The organism is Burkholderia lata, from assembly GCF_000012945.1.
Taxonomy (GTDB): domain Bacteria; phylum Pseudomonadota; class Gammaproteobacteria; order Burkholderiales; family Burkholderiaceae; genus Burkholderia; species Burkholderia lata.
In genome coordinates, this window is record NC_007510.1 from 668,020 (window position 1) to 684,968 (window position 16,949).

A 16,949-nucleotide genomic window follows, 5' to 3' on the forward strand; every position below is an offset into this window, starting at 1 on the left:
GTCACGACAGGCGGGACGTGCGGCACGGGCGACCGTGCGCGGGTGCAAGCCCGTCAGCTTGTCACAGGTATTTGACAGTAAATTGAAATGATAAGAGGAAGCGGATCGTCAGGCAGGCGGGGTGCCGTCGGGCGGTGTCGCGGCGGCACGGCGGCGCGCACGCTTTGACGCGCCGTTCACGAGCGCCCAGCGCAGCACAGGGGCGACGACCCGGATGCCGGGCCGGACCACCGCGCGTCGCAGCGGCGCGAACGCCGACACGCCAAGCATGCGCTGCGCCCACGGCGGCAGCAGGTCGATTCCCGCGTGCATCACCAGCGACGCGGCCGGCCGCAGAGCAGGCTTCGCGACCGGCACGTTCAGAAGGATGGACATCACGTCGAACGTGCGTGGCCCGGCCTCGAGTTCGGGCAGCATGCGTGCGAGATAGGCGGCCACTTCGGCACGCGAGCGAGGTACTTCACGTGCGCCGAGCATTTCGGCGATCAATGCCGTTTCGGCGTAGTAGCGATCCTGCAGCTCGCCCGGCAGCGCCGGATTCACGTAGCGCAGATGTGCGGCGAGGAAACTCGACACTTCCGCGACATGCACCCAGGTCAGCAACGCCGGATCGTCGGCGCGGTACGGCCGGCCGTCCGGCGCGGTGCCCGATATGTGCGAGTGGATCGATTTTACGCGCTCGACCAGCGCGAGTGCGTCCGCGCGGCTGCCGAACGTCGTGCCGGTGATGAACGTGGCGGTGCGCCGCAGGCGGCCGAGGATGTCGGTGCGGAACGACGAGTGATCCCAGACGCCCGCGAGTGCGAGCGGGTGGAGCGCCTGCAGCAGCAGCGCGGCGATGCCGCCCGTCATCATCGACGTGAAGTCGGCATGCACGCGCCAGCAGATGGCATCGGGACCGAACAGCCCCGGATCTCCCGGCGGCGAAGAGAGGTCGAGCGACGGGCCGCCGCCGCCCGCCGTCAGGTGCGTGACGCCGGCCACGAGCCGCTTGCGGATCGGCTCGGCCCAGCGCGGGCCCGGTGCGGGTGCGGCGGAGTGGGAGCTGGGCGGCGTCGTCATGGCGGGTGCGGCTCGGGCGGCGGGTTACTTCCCGTCGGGGGTATCCCACTCGCCGCGTTCGGTGCGGCCGGTGTCGGGCACGGAAAGCCCGAAGTGGCGATAGGTAAGCAGTGTCGCGACGCGCCCGCGCGGCGTGCGCTGCAGGAAGCCCTGCTGGATCAGGTACGGCTCGAGTACGTCTTCGATCGTGTCGCGCTCCTCGCCGATCGCTGCCGCGAGGTTGTCGATGCCGACCGGGCCGCCGTCGAACTTGTACAGGATCGCCTCGAGCAGCTTGCGGTCCATCAGGTCGAAGCCGACCGGATCGACGTCGAGCATCGCAAGTGCCGCATCGGCGACGGCCGCGGTGATCTGGCCGTCGGCCTTCACTTCCGCGAAGTCGCGCACGCGGCGCAGCAGCCGGTTTGCAATCCGCGGCGTGCCGCGCGAACGCTTCGCGATTTCGAGCGCGCCGTTCGGATCGATCTGCGCGTTCAGCAGCGACGCCGAGCGCCGCACGATGCGCGACAGTTGCTCGGCATCGTAGAACTCGAGGCGCGCGACGATCCCGAAGCGATCGCGCAACGGGTTGGTCAGCATCCCGGCGCGAGTGGTGGCGCCGACCAGCGTGAACGGCTGCAGGTCGAGCTTCACGCTGCGCGCGGCCGGGCCTTCGCCGATCATGATGTCGATCTGGTAATCCTCGAGTGCCGGATACAGGATTTCCTCGACGACCGGCGACAGCCGGTGGATCTCGTCGATGAACAGCACGTCGTTCGCTTCGAGGTTCGTCAGCAGCGCGGCGAGATCGCCCGCGCGCTCGAGCACGGGGCCCGACGTCTGGCGCAGGTTCACGCCCATCTCCCGCGCGATGATGTGCGCGAGCGTCGTCTTGCCGAGGCCCGGCGGCCCGAACAGCAGCACGTGGTCGAGCGGCTCGGAGCGGCGCTTGGCGGCTTCGATGAAGATCTCGAGTTGGCCGCGCACCTTTTCCTGGCCGACGTAGTCGTCGAGCTGGCGCGGCCGCAGCGCACGTTCGAACACCTCCTCGTGCGACGAGGCGGGCGTGGCGGCGATGATCCGCTGCTCGGTGGCGAGTTTGTCGGTTTCAATCATGCGGCCATTGTACCGCGCGCCGCTATCCCGCCCACCTGGCCGAACGGCCGACTGGCGAGCGCTGCGCGGCCGCGCGACACTGGCTTCAACGCACCGGCTGGCGGTGCGTCATGCGGGCATCGTGCGTGGGTCAGACCTTCGACAACGCCTTCAATGCGAGCTTGATGCCTTCGGATACGCCGGTGCCGGCCGGCACGTTCTTGATCGCGGCGAGGCCTTCCTTTTCGGAATAGCCGAGCGCGAGCAGCGCGTTGAGGATGTCGGTTGCGTGGTCGGACGGCGACGCGGCGCCGGCGAGCTCGCCGAGATCGGCGCCGAGCTTGCCCTTCAGTTCGAGCAGCAGGCGCTCGGCCGTCTTCTTGCCGATGCCGGGCAGGCGCGTGAGGCGCGCGGCGTCCTGCATCGTCACGGCTTGCGCGAGTTCCTGCACGCTCATGCCGGACAGCACGGCGAGTGCCATGCGTGCGCCGATGCCGGTGATCTTCAGCAGCTCGCGGAAGGTCGTGCGCTCCTGCGGCGTCAGGAAGCCGTACAGCAGGTTCGCGTCCTCGCGGACGATCTGCTGCGTGAGCAGTACGACGCGCTCGCCGTTTTGCGGCAGGTTGTAGAAGGTACTCATCGGCACGTCGATTTCGTAGCCGACGCCGTTGCAGTCGACGAGCAGGTGAGGCGGGTTCTTTTCGAGCAGGATGCCGGCGATGCGACCGATCATGGATGGCTTGATGCGAGGAAGAAAGCGCGAGTGTAGCGCACGTGCGGCGCTATGCCGACGGAGTCGGCCATCCGGCCGGGGCGATGTACGTCGCGTGTGCGACGCGCTCAGGCACCGCGGCCGAGCCGGCGTGCCGCGTGAGGGCGCGCGCCGGTGTCAGCCGACCAGCCGCCCGCGCCGCACGCGCAGCCCTTTCTTCGCGAGCGCCGGCGCGAGGCCGCCGAGCGTGCTGAGCGTGTTGCCGCCGTGCGCGTGGCAGATCGCCATGCCGAGTGCATCGGCCGCGTCGGAGCCCGGTTGTCCGGAGAGATTGAGCAGGCGCGTGACCATTTCCTGCATCTGCGTCTTGGTCGCGCGGCCGTAGCCGACCACCGCCTGCTTGAGCTGCAGCGCCGTGTATTCGGCAACGGGCAGGCCGCCCGCGACGAGGCCGCAGATCGCGGCGCCGCGCGCCTGGCCGAGCAGCAGCGTCGACTGCGGGTTCACGTTGACGAACACCTTTTCGATCGCGGACTGGTCGGGGGCGTGCTCGCGCACGATGGTCGAGACGCCCTGGAAGATCGTACCGAGCCGGGTGGCCAGGTCGGCGGTCGGCGTGCGGATCACGCCGCTCGCAACATACGCGAGCCGGTGGCCGCTGACGTCGATGATGCCGAAGCCGGTGACGCGCAGGCCGGGGTCGATGCCGAGAATTCGCATGGGTAAGGAGAAAAGCCTGATGCAGCGATACTACAACGAATGGTGCGGCGTGCCGGCCGCACGGTCGCGTACGAGGGCGCCGCGCAATAAAAAACCCGGCGGGTGCGATGCCGCCGGGTTGTCGTGCAGCGGCCGCGCGGGCCGCGTGCGATCAGTGACGGAAGTGGCGCACGCCCGTCAGGATCATCGCGATGTTGTGCTCGTCGGCTGCAGCGATCACTTCGTCATCGCGCATCGAGCCGCCCGGCTGGATCACGCAGGTCGCGCCCGCCGCCACGACGACGTCGAGGCCGTCGCGGAACGGGAAGAACGCGTCCGATGCCACGGCCGAACCGGCCAGCGTCAGGCCTGCGTTCTGCGCCTTGATGCTCGCGATGCGTGCGGAATCGACACGGCTCATCTGGCCTGCGCCGACGCCGAGCGTCATGCCGTTGCCGCAGAACACGATCGCGTTCGACTTCACGTACTTCGCGACACGCCATGCGAACAGCAGGTCGTCCATTTCCTTCGCGGTCGGCTGGCGCTTCGTGACGACGCGCAGTTCGCTCGGCTGCACGTTCTTCGAGTCGAGCGACTGCACGAGCAGGCCGCCGCCCACGCGCTTCAGGTCGAACGCGTTATGGCCGTCGCCGAGCGCGATTTCGAGCAGGCGCACGTTCTGCTTCGCGGCGAACACCTGCTTCGCGGCGTCGGAGAACGACGGTGCGATCAGCACTTCGACGAACTGCTTCGCAACGGCCTGGGCCGCCGCTTCGTCCACTTCGCGGTTGAACGCGATGATGCCGCCGAATGCCGACGTCGGGTCCGTCTGGAACGCCTTCGCGTACGCGTCGGCCGAATCGTTGCCGACCGCGACGCCGCACGGGTTCGCATGCTTGATGATCACGCAGGCCGGTGCGTCGAACGTCTTCACGCATTCCCACGCTGCGTCCGAATCGGCGATGTTGTTGTACGACAGTTCCTTGCCCTGCAGCTGGCGGTAGTTCGCCAGCGCGCCGGCCGGCGTCGCGAGGTCACGGTAGAACGCGGCGCTCTGGTGCGGGTTCTCGCCGTAGCGCAGGTCCTGCACCTTGTCGAACGCCAGGTTCAGCGTCGCCGGGTACGCGCTGCGCGATGCGTGCTTCAGCTCGTCGGTCAGGCTCGTCAGGTAGTTCGTGATCGCGCCGTCGTATTGCGCGGTGTGCGCGAACACCTTCGTCGCGAGGCGGAAGTTGGTCGCGTAGCCGACCGCATTGCCGTTCGCCTTCATTTCATCGAGCACGACCGCGTAATCGGCCGGATCGACAACAACCGTCACGTCGCGGTGGTTCTTCGCAGCCGAGCGCAGCATCGTCGGGCCGCCGATGTCGATGTTCTCGATCGCGTCGGCGAGCGTGCAGTCGTCCTTCGCGATCGTCGCGACGAACGGGTACAGGTTCACGACCAGCAGGTCGATCGTCGGGATACCGTGCTGTTCCAGCGCCTGCATGTGCTCGGGCAGGTCGCGGCGGGCCAGGATGCCGCCGTGCACCTTCGGGTGGAGCGTCTTCACGCGCCCATCGAGCATTTCCGGGAAGCCCGTGTAATCAGCCACTTCGGTCACGGGCAGGCCCGCGTCGGCGAGCAGTTTCGCGGTGCCGCCCGTCGACAGCAGCTTGACGCCGAGGTCGGACAGCGACTTCGCGAAGTCGACGATGCCGGTCTTGTCGGAAACGGAAATGAGCGCTTGCTTGATCATGATGGAACCACCAATAGCCAGGGAAACGGGGACGGGACGGCTGCCTACAGCAGGCCGTGCTGCTGCAGCTTCTTGCGCAGCGTATTGCGATTGATGCCGAGGTACTCCGCGGCGAGCGACTGGTTGCCGCCTGCCTGTACGAGCACGACCTCGAGCATCGGCTTTTCGACGCAGGACATCACCATTTCATAGACGTCGTGCGGATTGGAGCCGTCTAGATCCCGGAAATACACGTCCAGGCTCTCGCGGACACATTGTTCGATGTTGTGCTTGCTCATGCTGCTAACTGGTTATGGTCGTCCGACTCGCCCTGGCCGTTTTCCTCTTCGTCATCGACGTAGACGAGGTGGTCCGACAGCGCCTTTTGCGCCTCAAAGAATGCATTGACGGCGGCGAGCTGCTCGCGGGAGGAATCGAGCGTGTTCATCCTGTGCCGGAACCCGTTGGCACCGGAAAGGCCGCGAGTGTACCAGCCGATGTGCTTGCGCGCAGTACGGACTCCCGTGAATTCACCATAGAAAGCGTAGTGGTCTTCCAGGTGTTCGTTCATCACGTGCTGGATCTCGTCGATCAGCGGCGGGGGCAGCAGCTCGCCGGTTTGCAGGAAATGATCGATTTCGCGGAACAGCCACGGCCGACCTTGCGCGGCACGACCGATCATCAGCGCGTCGGCGCCGGTTGCATCGAGCACGGCCTTCGCCTTCGCGGGCGACGTGATGTCGCCGTTCGCGACCACCGGAATCCGTACGGCCGCCTTCACGGCCGCGATGGTGTCGTATTCGGCGTCGCCGCGGTACAGGTCGGCGCGCGTGCGGCCGTGCACGGTGAGCATCGAGATGCCGGCGGCTTCGGCGAGGCGCGCGACCGTGATCGCGTTCTTGTGCTCGCGATCCCAGCCCGTGCGGATCTTCAGCGTGACGGGTACCGCATCGGGCCCCGTGCCGACCGCCGCGACGACGGCCTCGACGATGCGTTGCACCAGCGGTTCGTTCTGCAGCAGCGCGGAGCCGGCCGCGACGTTGCAGACCTTTTTCGCCGGGCAGCCCATGTTGATGTCGATGATCTGCGCGCCGTTGTCGACGTTGTAGCGGGCCGCTTCGGCCATCATCGCCGGATCGGCGCCCGCGATCTGGACCGCGATCGGCTCGACCTCGCCTTCGTGGTTCGCACGCCGCATCGTCTTCGCGCTTTTCCACAGCTGCGCGTTGGACGCGACCATCTCGGACACGGCGTAACCGGCCCCGAGCCGCTTGCAGAGCTGGCGGAACGGACGATCCGTCACGCCGGCCATCGGGGCGACGAACAGGTTGTTACGCAATACGTGAGGGCCGATAACGGGCATCGCAATGGCACCGCCCGCGGCGGGCGCGGGCAGGGAAAGGGCAGACGGAAACGCGCATTTTACCGTATTCCCATGCCCCGCCGATTTGACCCGGTTTGAGTGGCGCGACTGTGCGCGCCGCGCGTCAGTTGCGCTGGCCGAACATCATCTGGCGCGCGATCACTTTCTTGAGCGGCGGCACGAACTCGAGCGCGGTGAGCGCGGCGCCGCGCAGCAGCGGGAGCGGGCCCGAGTCGATCGTGAACAGGCGCGCGAGCGTGTCGGTCGCGCCGATCGTAAAGCGCCGGTCGAGTGCGCGGCGCGCGTTGAAGGAGGCGAGCGCGGTCGCTTCGAAGCCTTGCGCGGACAGCGTATCGACGAGCGTATGCGCATCGCGCAGCCCGAGGTTGAGCCCCTGGCCCGCAACGGGGTGCAGGGTTTGCGCGGCATTGCCGACGATCGCGACGCGGCCGTTGACGAGCGTTTGAGCGGCGTTCAGGCCGAGCGGGAACGACGCGCGGCCCGCAATCGCGACGAAGTCGCCCATGCGTTCGCCGAACGCGCTGCCGAGCTCGCGCAGGAACGCGTCGTCGGGCAGCGCGGCGCGGCGTGCCGCTTCGTCGGGCGTGCAGCACCAGACGAGCGCGTACTCGGCCTGGCGCGGCCCGCCGAGCGGCAGCAGCGCGAGCGGGCCTTCGTGCGTGAAGCGTTCCCACGCGACGTTCGGGCGCGGCGCCGATACGGTGACCGTGCCGACGAGCGCGGTCTGTCCATAGTCGCGGCGATGTTTGCCGGCGTCGGCCTGCTGTTCGTGGAACAGCCCGCCTTCGGCATTGATGACGACGCGTGCGCGCAGCGTGCGATCGCCCTGCGGGCCGTCGAGCGTCAGCGTCACGCCGTCGGCGTCCTGCTGCGGCGCGCGCGCGGTGGTCGACGTGTGCCAGTCGACACGCGTGCCGCGCACGGCGCCGGCGAGCGCCTGCATGAGCGAGCCGTAGCGCACGACATAGCCGAGCGCGGCGACGTCGTGCTCGTCGCGGTCGATCAGCGTGCGGCCGAAATGGCCGCGCTGCGAGACGTGGATATGTTCGATCGGCGTCGCGTCGGCGGGCCATGCGAGCGTGTCGAGCAGCACGCGGCTGCCGTGCGACACCGCGATCGCGCGCGGATCGTTCGCGCTCGCGGCCGGTTCGCGTGCATCGATCAGCGCGATCGATGCATGCTGCGTGGCGCTGCGGCGCGCGAGCCAGCCGGCGAGCGCGAGCCCGACGGGGCCCGCGCCGACGATGGCGAGGTCGTAGTCCGGCGTGGCCGGGGAGGAAGCGGTCGTCATCTTGATTCGTGAAACGGTGGTAACGGTCGGCTGCAGCCGGTCATGCGCCTGCGCGCATCAGCGCTTCGATCTCGTCCGCTGCGACGGGCACGCCGCGCGTGATCAGTTCGCAGCCGTGCTCGCGCACGATCGCGTCGTCCTCGATGCGGATGCCGATGTTCCAGTACTCGGGCGGCACGTCGTCGGCGGCGCGCACGTACAGGCCGGGCTCGATCGTCAGCGTCATGCCGGCTTTCAGCGTGCGCCACGGCAGCACGCCGTTGCCGTCACGCTCGGCGAGCCGTTCGCGGTAGTCGCCGCAATCGTGCACGTCCATGCCGATCCAGTGGCCGGTGCGGTGCATGTAGAAGCGCGCGTAGGCGCGCTCGGCGATCACGTCGTCGACGTTCGAGAAGCGCGATTTCGGGATGATGCCGGTGTCGAGCAGCCCCTGCGCGAGCACGCGCACGGCGGCGTCGTGCGGCGCCTCGAACGGCACGCCGGCACGCGTCGCATCGATCGCGGCCTGCTGCGCGGCGAGCACGATGTCGTACAGCGTGCGTTGCGCGGGCGAGAAGCGCCCGTTGGCCGGGAACGTGCGCGTGATGTCCGACGCGTAGCCGTCGAGTTCGCACGCGGCGTCGATCAGGATCAGGTCGCCATCTTTCGCGGTCGCGTTGCCGGCCGGGTAGTGCAGCACGCACGCGTTCGCGCCGGCCGCGACGATCGAGCCGTACGCGGGCGACTGCGCGCCGTGCTTGCGGAATACGTACAGCAGCTCGGCCTCGAGTTCGTATTCGCGGACGCCGGGGCGGCACGCCTGCATCGCGCGGCGGTGCGCGAGCGCGGAGATGTGCGCGGCGCGCATCATGATCGCGAGTTCGTGCTCGTCCTTCACGAGCCGCATGTCGTCGAGCAGCGGCGTGAGGTCGAGCATCGCGTCCGGCGCGGCGACACCCGAGCGCGCCAGCGCGCGCACCGCGTCGATCCAGCCCGCGAGCTGGCGATCGAAGTCGGCCGATGCGCCGAACCGGTAGTGCACGGTGCCCGCGTCGGCGAGCAGGCGCGGCATCTCGGTATCGATCACGTCGACCGCGAACGCCGCGTCGAAGCCGAATGCGTCGCGCGCGGCTTCGGGCCCGTAGTGGAAGCCTTCCCAGATCTCGCGGTCGACATTCTTGCCGCGGCAGAACAGGATCGATTCCGGCGCGCCGTGCGGCGCGGCCGCGTTCAGCACGAGCACGGCATCCGGCTCGCTGAAGCCCGTCAGGTAGTGGAAGTAGCTGTCGAACCGGTACGGATAGTCCGTATCGCGGTTGCGCGGCACTTCGGGCGCGGTGGGGACGATGGCGACGCCGCCGCCGGCGGCACGCAGTGCGGCAAGCACGCGTTCACGGCGCTGGCGGTAGACGTCGACGGCGATGGCGGTATCGAGGGGCGCGTTCATTCGTGCGATTGTAGCGCCGCGGGACGCCGTGCGTGAGAGAGGGGGCGGGAAGCCGCCCTGGAAGGCCCGCGCGGCGGTTGTTGCAAACCATCCACAGGCCGTCCGGGCGATTTTCTGTCACGCGATGCTGGCCGGTTATGATCGGCGACAACGTATACTCTCGGCGGTTCCCTTAAAAAGGCAGATGATGAAATTAATCGGTTCGCTCAGCAGCCCGTACGTCCGCAAGGCGCGGATCGTGCTGGCTGAAAAGAAGATCGACTACAAGCTGGAGCTCGAGAACGTGTGGGCGCCGGAGACGGATATTCATGCATCGAATCCGCTCGGCAAGGTCCCGTGCCTCGTGATGGAGGATGGTGCCGCGGTGTTCGATTCCCGCGTGATCTGCGAATACGTCGACACGCTGTCGCCGGTCGGCAAGCTGATTCCGCCGTCGGGCCGCGAGCGCCTCGAGGTGCGCTGCTGGGAAGCGCTCGGCGACGGCGTGATCGATGCGGCAGTCGCGATTCGCATCGAACTGACGATGCGCGACGAGGCGCAGCGCAGCGCAAGCTGGATCGCGCGTCAGCAACGCAAGATCGACGACGGTCTCGTCGCGATGTCGCAGGGCCTCGGCGGCAAGACGTGGTGCGTCGGTAATCATTACACGCTCGCCGACATCGCCCTCGGCTGCGCGCTCGGCTATCTCGACTTCCGGATGCCCGAGCTCAACTGGCGCGATCGCCACCCGAACCTCGACAAGCATTTCGTGAAGCTGCAGCAGCGGTCGTCGTTCACCGATACGCTGCCGCAGAACTGAGCCGCACGCGACGCATTCACGCGTTCACGGATTCGGCAGACGAAAGAAAAGCGCCCCGCGGGGCGCTTTTCTTTTTGCCGGGCCGCCCCGCAGCGAGGGCGGTCGCCCGCGTCATTCGATCGACGCGTACACGGCTTCGCCGAGCGTGAACGAATCGCTGCGCGCAATCGGCCACCACTTGTCGTACAGCGTAAAGCCGCAGGTGTTGCCGTCGAGCAGCGAGCCGGGCTTCAGGTACTTCAGCAACTGCGACATCAGCCGGACCTCGTGCGGTGCGATGCGCTGCACGATGTGATGCGCGCGCAGCTCCGACGGATGCGCGAGGCCGGCCGCCTGCACGAGTTCCTGCAGCGCGTGCAGCGTGTTGCGGTGGAAGTTGTACACGCGATCGGCCTTGTCGGGCACGACGAGCGCGCGCTGGCGCACCGGGTCCTGCGTTGCGACGCCGGTCGGGCAGCGGCCTGTGTGGCAGGTCTGCGCCTGGATGCAGCCGACCGCGAACATGAAGCCGCGCGCCGAGTTCACCCAGTCCGCGCCGATCGCGAGCGTGCGCGCGACGTCGAACGCGGTGATGATCTTGCCGCTCGCGCCGAGCTTCACGCGATCGCGCACGCCGATCCCGACGAGCGTGTTGTGCACGAGCAGCAGCCCTTCCTGCAGCGGCACGCCGACGTGGTCGGTGAATTCGAGCGGCGCCGCACCGGTGCCGCCTTCCGCGCCGTCGACGACGATGAAGTCCGGCACGATGCCGGTCTCGAGCATCGCCTTCGCGATCCCGAAGAATTCCCACGGATGGCCGACGCACAGCTTGAAGCCGGTCGGCTTGCCGCCCGACAGCGTACGCAGCCGTTCGACGAATTCGAGCAGCCCGCGCGGCGTCGAGAACTCCGAGTGCGTCGCGGGCGAGATGCAGTCCTTGCCCATCGGCACGCCGCGCGTCTCGGCGATTTCCGGCGTGATCTTCGCGGCCGGCAGCACGCCGCCGTGGCCGGGCTTCGCGCCCTGCGACAGCTTCACCTCGATCATCTTGACCTGCGGATCGGCGGCCTGCTTCGCGAACTTGTCGGGGTTGAAGGTGCCGTCGTCGTTGCGGCAGCCGAAGTAGCCGGACGCGATTTCCCAGATGATGTCGCCGCCGTTCTCGCGGTGGTACTTCGACAGCGAGCCTTCGCCCGTGTCGTGCGCGAACCCGCCTTTCTTCGCGCCGAGGTTCAGCGAGCGGATCGCGTTCGCGGACAGCGAGCCGAAGCTCATCGCCGAGATGTTGAAAATCGAAATGTCGTACGGTTGTGCGCGGTTCGCGCCGACGCGGACGCGGAAATCGTGGTTCGGCAGCTTCGTCGGCGCGAGCGAGTGGCTGATCCATTCGTGCGCGACGGCCTTCACGTTCAGCTCGGTGCCGTACGGGCGGTTGTCGGCGACGTTCTTCGCGCGCTGGTAGACGAGGCTGCGCTGCGCGCGCGAGAACGGCTTCTCGTCGGTGTCGTCCTCGACGAAATACTGGCGGATTTCAGGTCGGATGAATTCGAACAGGAAGCGGAAGTGGCCCCAGAGCGGGTAGTTACGCAGGATCGCGTGGCGGTCCTGCTTCAGGTCGTACAGGCCGAGGGCGACGAGGGCGACGGGAATGATGATCCAGAACCAGGAAAGCACGTGGATCGAGGCGAGCGCGGCCGCGGCGACGAGCAGCAGGACGGCACACCACATCGCCAGATAGCGTCGTGAAAGCATGGGGACTCCGTAAGAATCTTGAAATGCCGCCATGCGTGCGCTGCGCGGCGGCGTGCCGGCCGCGGCGGAATCGTGTTCCGCCGGGCGCGGCGTGCCGCAAGTCTAAACCGAATATGTGTCAGCGTGCTTCGGCAAGCGCCCGCGCGGGTGCCGTCTGACCGGGCTGGCCGATGACTGCGGATTCGATGATCCCGCCGCCGAGGCAGATCTCGCCGTCGTACAGCACGGCCGACTGGCCGGGCGTGACGGCCCACTGCGCGTCGTCGAACGCGAGCGAGAAGCGTGCTTCGCCTGCCGGGCCGGGCGTGGCGGCGCCGAATGCGCATGCCGCGTCGGCCTGCCGGTAGCGGGTCTTCGCGCCGCATGCGAAGCCTTCGGCCGGCGGCTCGCCGGCGACCCAGCTCACGTTGCCGGCGACGAGCTCGCGCGCCAGCAGCCACGGATGATCGTGACCCTGCACGACGTACAGCGTGTTCGACGCGATGTCCTTCGCGGCGACGAACCACGGATCGCCATTGCCGCTCTTGCTGCCGCCGAGGCCGATGCCCTTGCGCTGGCCGAACGTGTAGAACGCGAGGCCGATGTGCTCGCCGACGATCTTGCCGTCCGGCGTCTTCATCGGGCCCGGTTTCGTCGGCAGATAGCGGTTCAGGAAATCGCGGAACGGCCGTTCGCCGATGAAGCAGATGCCGGTCGAATCCTTCTTCTTCGCGTTCGGCAGCCCGATCTGTGCGGCGATCTCGCGCACCTTCGTCTTCGGGATCTCGCCGAGCGGGAACATCGTCTTCGACAGTTGCGCCTGGTTCAGCCGGTGGAGGAAGTACGACTGGTCTTTCGTATGATCGTAGGCCTTCAGCAGTTCGAAACGCCCGTCACGCTCGCGCACGCGCGCATAGTGGCCGGTCGCGATCATTTCCGCGTCGAGCGACATCGCGTGGTCGAGGAACGCCTTGAACTTGATTTCGGCGTTGCACAGCACGTCGGGGTTCGGCGTGCGGCCGGCCGAGTATTCGCGCAGGAATTCGGCGAACACGCGGTCCTTGTATTCGGCCGCGAAGTTGACCGCTTCCACGTCGATGCCGATCAGGTCGGCCACCGACACGACGTCGATCCAGTCCTGGCGCGTCGAGCAATACTCGCCGTCGTCGTCGTCTTCCCAGTTCTTCATGAACAGGCCGACCACGTCGTAACCCTGTTCCTTCAGCAGCCACGCGGTCACCGACGAATCGACGCCGCCCGACATGCCCACTACTACACGGCGCTTGCTCATTTGTTGACCGCCTGACGTTCGAATGCTTCGGGGCGCGGCGCGACCGAATGCGTGTGCACGAAATCGAGCGGAATGCGCCGCCCGGCGAGGTAATCGTCGACGCAGCGCATCACCGCGGGCGAGCGATGGCGCTCGCCGCACGCGCGCAGTTCGTCGGCGGTCATCCACAGCGTGCGGACGATGCCGTCGTCGAGCGCGTGGCCCGCGACCGGCTCGCCGGCCGTGCCGCAGAACGTGAAGCGCAGGTAGGTCGCGCCGGCGGTGCCGGGGCGGTCGTAGTGCGCGAGATAGACGCCGACGAGCGCGTCGGGCGTGAACGGGTGCGCGGTTTCCTCGAGCGTCTCTCGGATCACGGCGTCGGCCAGCGTTTCGCCGGCTTCGAGGTGGCCTGCCGGCTGGTTGATGCGCAGGCCCGACGAGGTTTCTTCCTCGATCATGAGAAAGCGGCCGGCGTGCTCGACGAGCGCGGCGACCGTCACATGCGGGGTCCAGATTTCGGGTTTCATGGTTCGGCATTTTACCGGTTGCGCCCGAACGCTGCCGGTCGCTGCGTTAAACGAATCGGACCCTTTCAATTCGTCTGTCCCGCCGATACGCGGCGATGCCGGCCGGGCCGGCGTCGCCATCTCGCACGATCGTGCGGAGCGTGGGGGTACGGCCTTCGCTTTCGCCTAAAGTGAAAGGTGAATGCCGTCGCTCGTGAGCCGGTCGTCAGCCTGCCCGGCTCGTTGCGCAGTAGAAATCGCAGGAAACGAAAAACTGACGATGACGGAGGGACCGACGATGCATATTGGCGTGCCTGCCGAAACGCGGGCGAACGAGACGCGCGTGGCCGCGACGCCGGAAACCGTGAAGAAATACGCGGCGGCCGGGCATCGGGTCAGTATCGCGAAAGGGGCCGGCATCGCCGCGAGTTATCCGGACGAAGCCTACGCGGCCGCCGGTGCCGAACTGACGGGCCAGTCAGCTGCTTTCGATGTCGACATCGTGCTGAAAGTGCAGGCGCCCACCGACGCCGAACTGCCGTTGCTCAAGCGCGGCGCCGTGCTGGTCGGCATGCTCGACCCGTTCAACGGCGAACAGGCGGCGCAGCTCGCCGCGGCCGGCGTGACGGCCTTCGCGCTCGAAGCCGCGCCGCGCACGACGCGTGCGCAGAGCCTCGACGTGCTGTCGTCGCAGGCGAACATCGCGGGCTACAAGGCCGTGCTGGTGGCCGCGGCGCTGTATCCGCGCTTCTTTCCGATGCTGATGACGGCCGCGGGCACCGTGAAGGCCGCGCGCGTGCTGATTCTCGGCGCGGGCGTCGCGGGCCTGCAGGCGATCGCGACCGCGAAGCGCCTCGGCGCGGTGATCGAGGCGTCCGACGTGCGGCCGGCCGTGAAGGAGCAGATCGAGTCGCTCGGCGCGAAATTCCTCGACGTCCCGTACGAAACCGACGAAGAGCGCGACGCTGCGCAGGGCGTGGGCGGCTATGCGCGCCCGATGCCGCCGTCGTGGCTCGGCCGCCAGGCCGCGCTCGTGCACGAGCGCGCGAAGCAGGCCGACATCGTGATCACCACCGCGCTGATTCCCGGGCGCCCGGCGCCGACCCTGATCTCGGTCGAGACTGTGCAGTCGATGAAGCCGGGCTCGGTGCTCGTCGATCTCGCGGCCGGCCGCGGCCCGGAATTCGACGGCCGCAAGAGCGGCAACTGCCCGCTGACGGTCGCCGACCAGGTGATCGTGCACGACGGCGTGACGATCGCCGGCTACACGAATCTCGCGTCGATGGTCGCAGCGGACGCGTCGGCGCTGTATGCACGCAACCTGCTCGACTTCATGAAGCTGATCGTCACGAAGGACGGCACGCTGAACATCGACCTGACCGACGACATCGTCGCCGCGACGCTCCTGTGCCGCGACGGCGAAGTCGCGCGCAAGTAGCCGGGAGAGGAGGCGACCATGGAAGTCATCAATCACACGGTGATCAACGTGATCATCTTCGTGCTGGCGGTGTACGTCGGCTACCACGTGGTGTGGAACGTCACGCCGGCGCTGCATACGCCGCTGATGGCCGTGACCAACGCGATCTCGGCGATCGTGATCGTCGGCGCGATGCTGGCGGCGGCGCTGACCGTCGGCGCGACCGGCAAGGTGTTCGGCACGCTCGCGGTCGCGCTCGCGGCCGTCAACGTGTTCGGCGGGTTCCTCGTGACGAGGCGCATGCTCGAGATGTTCCGCAAGAAGGCGCCCAGGCAGGCCGAGGGCGGCAAGGAGGGCGCGCGATGAGCATGAACGTCGTCACGCTGCTGTACCTCGTCGCATCGGTGTGCTTCATCCAGGCGCTGAAAGGCCTGTCGAACCCGAAGAGCGCGCGGCGCGGCAACCTGTTCGGGATGGCCGGGATGGCCATCGCGATCCTCACGACGATCGCGCTGATCGTCAAGCAGGCCGAGTGGCTCGGCGCGAACCTGCCGCTCGGCATCGCGCTGGTGCTCGGCGCGCTGATCGTCGGCGGCGGCGTGGGGGCGTTCGTCGCCGCGCGCGTCGAGATGACGAAGATGCCGGAGCTCGTCGCGGCGATGCATTCGCTGATCGGTCTCGCGGCCGTGTGCATCGCGTATGCGGTGGTGTCGGAGCCGGAAGCGTTCGGGCTCGTGCCGCAGGACGCGGTGTCGTCGGACTTCATCCCGTACGGCAACCGTGTCGAGCTGTTCATCGGCACGGTCGTCGGCGCAATCACGTTCTCCGGGTCGGTGATCGCGTTCGGCAAGCTGTCTGGCAAATACAGGTTCCGGCTGTTCCAGGGCGCGCCGGTCGTGTATGCGGGCCAGCACCTGCTCAACCTGATGCTCGCGCTCGCGATGCTCGGCTTCGGCATCCTGTTCTTCGTCACGCAGTCGTGGCTGCCGTTCATCATCATGACGGCGATCGCGTTCGCGCTCGGCGTGCTGATCATCATCCCGATCGGCGGCGCGGACATGCCGGTGGTCGTATCGATGCTGAACTCGTACTCGGGGTGGGCGGCGGCCGGCATCGGCTTCTCGCTGAACAACGCGATGCTGATCATCGCCGGTTCGCTCGTCGGCTCGTCGGGCGCGATCCTGTCGTACATCATGTGCCACGCGATGAACCGCTCGTTCTTCAACGTGATCCTCGGTGGCTTCGGCGGTGAGGCGGCCGCCGGTGGCGCGGCAGGTGCGAAGGAGCAGCGGCCGGTGAAGTCGGGCTCGGCCGAAGACGCGTCGTTCATGCTCGGCAACGCGGAAACGGTCGTGATCGTGCCGGGATACGGGCTGGCCGTGGCCCGTGCGCAGCACGCGCTGAAGGAACTGACCGACAAGCTGGTCGAGAAGGGCATCGACGTGAAGTACGCGATCCATCCGGTCGCGGGGCGGATGCCGGGGCACATGAACGTGCTGCTCGCGGAAGCGGAAGTGCCGTACGAGATCGTGCACGAGATGGAGGACATCAACGGCGAATTCGGCCTGGTCGACGTGGTGCTCGTGCTCGGCGCGAACGATGTCGTGAACCCGGCCGCAAAGAACGATCCGGCGTCGCCGATCGCGGGGATGCCGATTATCGAGGCGTACAAGGCGCGCACGGTGATCGTCAACAAGCGCTCGATGGCGGCCGGCTACGCGGGGCTCGACAACGATCTCTTCTACATGGACAAGACGATGATGGTGTTCGGCGATGCGAAGAAGGTCATCGAGGACATGGTGAAGTCGGTCGAATGAGGCACGCACGCTCGCACGCACGAGCGACGCGGCTGCCTGCTTCGACTTCCGGGCAGCCTGTGACC

16 protein-coding genes are annotated in these 16,949 nt (G+C 67.6%); 4 read left to right on the forward strand and 12 right to left on the reverse strand.

What is annotated here, in order from left to right; translation table 11 throughout:
- Nucleotides 1-108: 108 nt before the first annotated feature.
- The 9 genes from BCEP18194_RS08970 to BCEP18194_RS09010 form a co-directional block, all read right to left on the reverse strand.
- Nucleotides 109-1,062: an oxygenase MpaB family protein gene (locus BCEP18194_RS08970; RefSeq protein ID WP_011350962.1), complete on the reverse strand. Its 954-nt coding sequence runs from the start codon at nt 1,060-1,062 to the stop codon at nt 109-111.
- 24 nt (nt 1,063-1,086) lie between these two features.
- Nucleotides 1,087-2,157 carry a Holliday junction branch migration DNA helicase RuvB gene (gene ruvB / locus BCEP18194_RS08975; protein WP_011350963.1) on the reverse strand — a complete coding sequence of 357 codons (1,071 nt, stop codon included), beginning with the start codon at nt 2,155-2,157 and terminating at the stop codon, nt 1,087-1,089.
- Nucleotides 2,158-2,287: 130 nt separating this feature from the next.
- A complete protein-coding gene (ruvA, locus tag BCEP18194_RS08980; RefSeq protein ID WP_011350964.1) occupies nt 2,288-2,869 on the reverse strand; it encodes a Holliday junction branch migration protein RuvA in 582 nt (193 codons plus the stop codon).
- Between the two features lie 156 nt (nt 2,870-3,025).
- Nucleotides 3,026-3,568 carry a crossover junction endodeoxyribonuclease RuvC gene (ruvC, locus tag BCEP18194_RS08985; protein ID WP_011350965.1) on the reverse strand — a complete coding sequence of 181 codons (543 nt, stop codon included), beginning with the start codon at nt 3,566-3,568 and terminating at the stop codon, nt 3,026-3,028.
- 151 nt (nt 3,569-3,719) lie between these two features.
- On the reverse strand, nt 3,720-5,285 hold the full coding sequence (gene purH / locus BCEP18194_RS08990) for a bifunctional phosphoribosylaminoimidazolecarboxamide formyltransferase/IMP cyclohydrolase (protein WP_011350966.1): 1,566 nt from the start codon (nt 5,283-5,285) through the stop codon (nt 3,720-3,722).
- A gap of 44 nt (nt 5,286-5,329) precedes the next feature.
- Nucleotides 5,330-5,563 (reverse strand): Fis family transcriptional regulator, encoded by a 234-nt coding sequence (locus BCEP18194_RS08995; protein ID WP_006476892.1) that lies wholly within the window; start codon nt 5,561-5,563, stop codon nt 5,330-5,332.
- A complete protein-coding gene (gene dusB, locus BCEP18194_RS09000; protein ID WP_011350967.1) occupies nt 5,560-6,627 on the reverse strand; it encodes a tRNA dihydrouridine synthase DusB in 1,068 nt (355 codons plus the stop codon). The genes BCEP18194_RS08995 and dusB overlap by 4 nt, the downstream gene beginning before the upstream one ends.
- A 124-nt stretch (nt 6,628-6,751) precedes the next feature.
- The gene (locus BCEP18194_RS09005; protein ID WP_011350968.1) at nt 6,752-7,939 is read right to left on the reverse strand and encodes a UbiH/UbiF/VisC/COQ6 family ubiquinone biosynthesis hydroxylase; all 1,188 of its coding nucleotides are present in this window, start codon (nt 7,937-7,939) and stop codon (nt 6,752-6,754) included.
- 40 nt (nt 7,940-7,979) lie between these two features.
- Nucleotides 7,980-9,365 (reverse strand): aminopeptidase P N-terminal domain-containing protein, encoded by a 1,386-nt coding sequence (locus BCEP18194_RS09010; RefSeq protein WP_011350969.1) that lies wholly within the window; start codon nt 9,363-9,365, stop codon nt 7,980-7,982.
- Nucleotides 9,366-9,552: 187 nt separating this feature from the next.
- Between BCEP18194_RS09010 and BCEP18194_RS09015 the strand changes: the two genes are divergently transcribed.
- On the forward strand, nt 9,553-10,164 hold the full coding sequence (locus tag BCEP18194_RS09015) for a glutathione S-transferase family protein (RefSeq protein ID WP_041493009.1): 612 nt from the start codon (nt 9,553-9,555) through the stop codon (nt 10,162-10,164).
- A 111-nt stretch (nt 10,165-10,275) separates the two neighbouring features.
- On the opposite strand, the gene BCEP18194_RS09020 is transcribed toward BCEP18194_RS09015, so the two are convergent.
- The 3 genes from BCEP18194_RS09020 to BCEP18194_RS09030 form a co-directional block, all read right to left on the reverse strand.
- Nucleotides 10,276-11,895, reverse strand: coding sequence for an FMN-binding glutamate synthase family protein (locus BCEP18194_RS09020; RefSeq protein WP_011350971.1), 1,620 nt, complete (start codon nt 11,893-11,895; stop codon nt 10,276-10,278).
- A gap of 118 nt (nt 11,896-12,013) precedes the next feature.
- Nucleotides 12,014-13,165, reverse strand: coding sequence for a tRNA 2-thiouridine(34) synthase MnmA (gene mnmA / locus BCEP18194_RS09025; protein WP_011350972.1), 1,152 nt, complete (start codon nt 13,163-13,165; stop codon nt 12,014-12,016).
- Entirely contained in the window at nt 13,162-13,671 is a 510-nt protein-coding gene (locus tag BCEP18194_RS09030; protein ID WP_041492741.1) for an NUDIX hydrolase, read from the reverse strand. The genes mnmA and BCEP18194_RS09030 overlap by 4 nt, the downstream gene beginning before the upstream one ends.
- A 277-nt stretch (nt 13,672-13,948) precedes the next feature.
- Here BCEP18194_RS09030 and BCEP18194_RS09035 point away from each other — a divergent pair, with 277 nt between their 5' ends.
- From BCEP18194_RS09035 to BCEP18194_RS09045, 3 genes are read left to right on the forward strand one after another with little or no spacing between them, the layout of a single operon-like run.
- Nucleotides 13,949-15,088, forward strand: coding sequence for a Re/Si-specific NAD(P)(+) transhydrogenase subunit alpha (locus tag BCEP18194_RS09035; protein WP_041493010.1), 1,140 nt, complete (start codon nt 13,949-13,951; stop codon nt 15,086-15,088).
- 18 nt (nt 15,089-15,106) lie between these two features.
- The gene (locus tag BCEP18194_RS09040) at nt 15,107-15,433 is read left to right on the forward strand and encodes an NAD(P) transhydrogenase subunit alpha (protein ID WP_011350975.1); all 327 of its coding nucleotides are present in this window, start codon (nt 15,107-15,109) and stop codon (nt 15,431-15,433) included.
- The gene (locus BCEP18194_RS09045) at nt 15,430-16,884 is read left to right on the forward strand and encodes an NAD(P)(+) transhydrogenase (Re/Si-specific) subunit beta (RefSeq protein ID WP_011350976.1); all 1,455 of its coding nucleotides are present in this window, start codon (nt 15,430-15,432) and stop codon (nt 16,882-16,884) included. Before BCEP18194_RS09040 ends, BCEP18194_RS09045 begins: the two co-directional genes overlap by 4 nt.
- Nucleotides 16,885-16,949 lie beyond the last annotated feature (65 nt).